This window comes from Pseudoalteromonas sp. Z1A6 (assembly GCF_011378745.1).
GTDB lineage: Bacteria > Pseudomonadota > Gammaproteobacteria > Enterobacterales > Alteromonadaceae > Pseudoalteromonas > Pseudoalteromonas arctica.
Map to the genome: position 1 here is coordinate 1 of NZ_WTKW01000385.1, position 3,646 is coordinate 3,646.

The window sequence follows — 3,646 nt, forward strand, 5'->3', positions numbered from 1 at the left end:
AAAATGCCGAGCAAGCTCGGCATTTAATAAAACGTTTAGCCATTTAATGAAGAATTATGTTAGCCGCCGCTTTTAAAATACCTGGGTAGTCTTGCTCAGGTAAATATTCAGTAAGCTCACCTAATTTATCTGCTAGATCGTTCATGCTAGTGGCCGATACGTTTATATGGCCCATTTTACGACCTGGTTTTGCAGTTTTACCGTACCAATGGCTAGTCACATCTGCGTATTTTAGTACGTCAGCTGGAATACTAGGTTGCCCTAGTACGTTTATCATCGCGGTAATGTGTTTAAGCTCTGTATTACCAAGCGGTAAACCTGCTACAGCACGCATGTGGTTTTCAAACTGCGAACAGTGACAACCTTGTTGTGTCCAATGGCCTGAGTTATGTACACGCGGTGCAATTTCGTTTACGAGTAACGTGCCTTGTACATCAAAAAATTCAATAGCTAATACGCCAACATAGTTAAGTTCGTTTGCTATTTTAGTAAATGCATCGTTTGCTTGAGCTTCAACGCTGCGATTGTTTTTACCAGCAATAGAGAGTGTTAACACACCATTTGTATGCTCGTTTTCTGTTAGCGGATAAATAGCAACATTACCGTGTTTATCGCGCGCACCAATAATAGAGACTTCACGATCAAACGGGATCATTTTTTCAGCAATAATTGTATGTGGCGCAAGCTCTGTGCCCGATGCAATAAAATCAGCCATTTGTGACCAAATCTCGTCTATTTGATCATCTGACTTTAATCGCCATTGACCTTTTCCATCGTAACCTGCTTGGCATGTTTTAATAACAAGTGGCTTGCCGAGGATTTTAACTGCGTGTTCAAGATGCGCTTTTTCAGTAATTAATTGATACGGCGCACAAGTTACGTTTGTTTTATCAAGCAATGCTTTTTCAAGTGAGCGATCGCCACCGGTTTTAATAGCGGCTTTACCTGGGTAAAACTTATTGCTGTTACAGCAAAGTGTTAGTACGTCATCAGGAATGTGCTCAAACTCTGCAGTAATTGCATCAGCGTTTAATATTGCTTGTTCAAGTGACGTGCTATAAACCTCACCAGTTAGCGGATGCTTAATTTGCTTGCTGCCTACATCGTACGCAACAACGTTTAAATTAAGCGGCGCACCTGCAAGGCTCATCATACGTGCAAGTTGCCCTGCACCTAATATTAAAATATTCATTATTACTCTGCAGGGTTTGGATTAGCTAATATAGTATCGGTTTGAGCTTTACGAAACGCTTCAATTTTTGCAAAAATTTCTGGATTTTGACACCCTAAAATTTGTGCGGCTAGTAAACCTGCGTTTGCAGCGCCAGGCTCACCAATGGCAAGCGTACCAACAGCAACACCTTTAGGCATTTGGCAAATAGATAAAAGTGAATCAACACCATTTAATGCTTTTGATTTTACAGGCACGCCCAGTACAGGAAGCGACGTAAAAGCAGCAGCCATACCTGGTAAATGAGCCGCGCCGCCAGCGCCAGCAATAATAACTTTAATACCGCGTTCTGCGGCTGAACTTGCGTAATCAGCAAGTAATTGAGGAGTGCGGTGTGCAGACACGACTTTAGTTTCGTACTTAATGCCAAAATGCTCAAGCATAAGTGCTGCATGTTCCATGGTTGGCCAATCTGATTTAGAACCCATAATAATGCCAACAGTCATAAATACTCCTCAGTAATGTATTTTTAAAATAGCGGACTTATGTCCTGTTTAAGCCGGGTATTATACCCAAAGCCATATTAATTGCGACTAATACAAAGCCACAAAAACAAAAAAAGCCATGTTTAAACATGGCTTTTTAGGGTTAACGTGTAAATAGCTAATTAAGCTTCTTTACTCGCTAGGTATTCTGCGTAGTTGCCTCTAAAGTCAATGATTTTACCATCTTTAACTTCCCAAATTCGGGTAGCTACCGATGATACAAATTGACGATCGTGCGATACAAACATTAATGTGCCTTCGTAGGCTTCAAGTGCTAAGTTAAGCGCTTCAATAGATTCCATATCCATGTGGTTAGTTGGCTCATCCATTAACAGTATGTTTGGTTTATGCATCATAATTTTACCAAACAACATGCGGCCTTGCTCACCACCAGAAATTACTTTAACTGATTTTTTAATATCGTTTTGAGAGAACAACATACGGCCTAAGAAGCTGCGAACCACTTGCTCGTCATCGCCTTCTTGTTGCCATTGCTCCATCCACTGAAACAAGTTCATGTCGGTTGCAAACTCGTCAGCGTGATCTTGCGCGTAGTAACCAATGTTCGCGTTTTCAGAGAACTTAAACTCACCGGCTTTAGGTGCTAAGCGCCCTGCTAATGTATTAAGTAATGTTGTTTTACCAACACCATTTTCACCAATAATAGCAATTCGCTCGCCAACTTCTACTAAACCTTCAAGGCCAGAAAACAACGTATTGTCGTCAAACCCTTGCGTTAAGTTATTCATTTCAAGTGCGTTTCTGAATAACTGCTTTTCTTGATCGAAACGAATAAACGGTGTTTGACGTGATGAGGCTTTAACTTCGTCTAACTGAATTTTGTCGATACGTTTAGCGCGCGATGTAGCTTGCTTAGCTTTAGATGCGTTAGCAGAGAAGCGTGATACAAACTGTTGAAGTTCAGCAATTTGGTTTTTCTTCTTCGCGTTTTCGCTAAGTAGCTGCTCACGTGCTTGCGTTGCTGCAAACATGTATTCGTCATAGTTACCTGAGTAAATACGTAGCTCACCGTAGTCAATATCTGCCATGTGAGTACACACAGAGTTTAAAAAGTGACGGTCATGCGAGATGATTATCATGGTACAGTCGCGTTGGTTTAACACGTCTTCTAACCACTTGATGGTGTAAATATCCAAGTTATTGGTAGGCTCATCAAGTAGCATTATATCTGGGTCTGAAAACAACACCTGTGCAAGTAGCACGCGTAGTTTAAAACCTGGTGCAATTTCTGACATTGGGCCAAAGTGTTGCTCAGTACCAATACCTACGCCTAATAGAAGCTCGCCTGCTTTAGATTCAGCAGAGTAACCATCCATTTCAGCAAATTCAGTTTCAAGATCGGCTACTTTCATACCGTCGTCTTCACTCATTTCTGGTAAAGAATAGATACGGTCGCGTTCTTGTTTAATTTTCCACAGTTCTTTATGGCCCATAATAACAGTATCAATTACTGAGTATTCTTCGTAGGCAAACTGGTCTTGGTTTAGTTTAGCAACGCGTTCATTAGGATCAGTACTTACATTACCTGAAGACGCTTCAAGCTCACCACTTAAAATTTTCATAAATGTTGATTTACCACAACCATTTGCGCCAATTAAACCGTAACGGTTTCCATCGCCAAATTTTGCTGAGATATTTTCAAATAATGGTTTAGCACCAAATTGCATGGTGACATTAGCTGTACTAATAATAGCGCTACCCTCCAAGGGAGTAAGGATGTAATTAAATTGCGCGCAGTTTAAACCAAAATGGCCTGTTTTTCTATGAAAGTTTAATGGCAAGCCACGTCGTTTAAGGCAATTATTATCACTGAGCTACTCGTAATTAAAATAACAAATTAAATTTAGTGTTTTTGCAAACTGTTATTCAATTTAGATAAATTAAAATTCATAAATACATTCATAATAAA

General features: G+C 40.1%; 3 protein-coding genes. All 3 read right to left on the reverse strand.

The window, feature by feature from the left end:
- Positions 1-43: 43 nt before the first annotated feature.
- Positions 44-1,192 carry a 5-(carboxyamino)imidazole ribonucleotide synthase gene (locus GQR46_RS17485; protein WP_165741750.1) on the reverse strand — a complete coding sequence of 383 codons (1,149 nt, stop codon included), beginning with the start codon at positions 1,190-1,192 and terminating at the stop codon, positions 44-46.
- 2 nt (positions 1,193-1,194) lie between these two features.
- Positions 1,195-1,677 (reverse strand): 5-(carboxyamino)imidazole ribonucleotide mutase, encoded by a 483-nt coding sequence (gene purE, locus GQR46_RS17490; RefSeq protein WP_002962540.1) that lies wholly within the window; start codon positions 1,675-1,677, stop codon positions 1,195-1,197.
- A 161-nt stretch (positions 1,678-1,838) separates the two neighbouring features.
- Positions 1,839-3,428: an ABC-F family ATPase gene (locus GQR46_RS17495; RefSeq protein WP_165741752.1), complete on the reverse strand. Its 1,590-nt coding sequence runs from the start codon at positions 3,426-3,428 to the stop codon at positions 1,839-1,841.
- Positions 3,429-3,646 lie beyond the last annotated feature (218 nt).

What these genes read in the sequence shown, in the direction of transcription:
- purE (WP_002962540.1), bottom strand. Translation starts at nt 1,677, where the DNA reads ATGACTGTTGGCATTATTATGGGTTCTAAATCAGATTGGCCAACCATG.
- GQR46_RS17485 (WP_165741750.1), bottom strand. Translation starts at nt 1,192, where the DNA reads ATGAATATTTTAATATTAGGTGCAGGGCAACTTGCACGTATGATGAGC.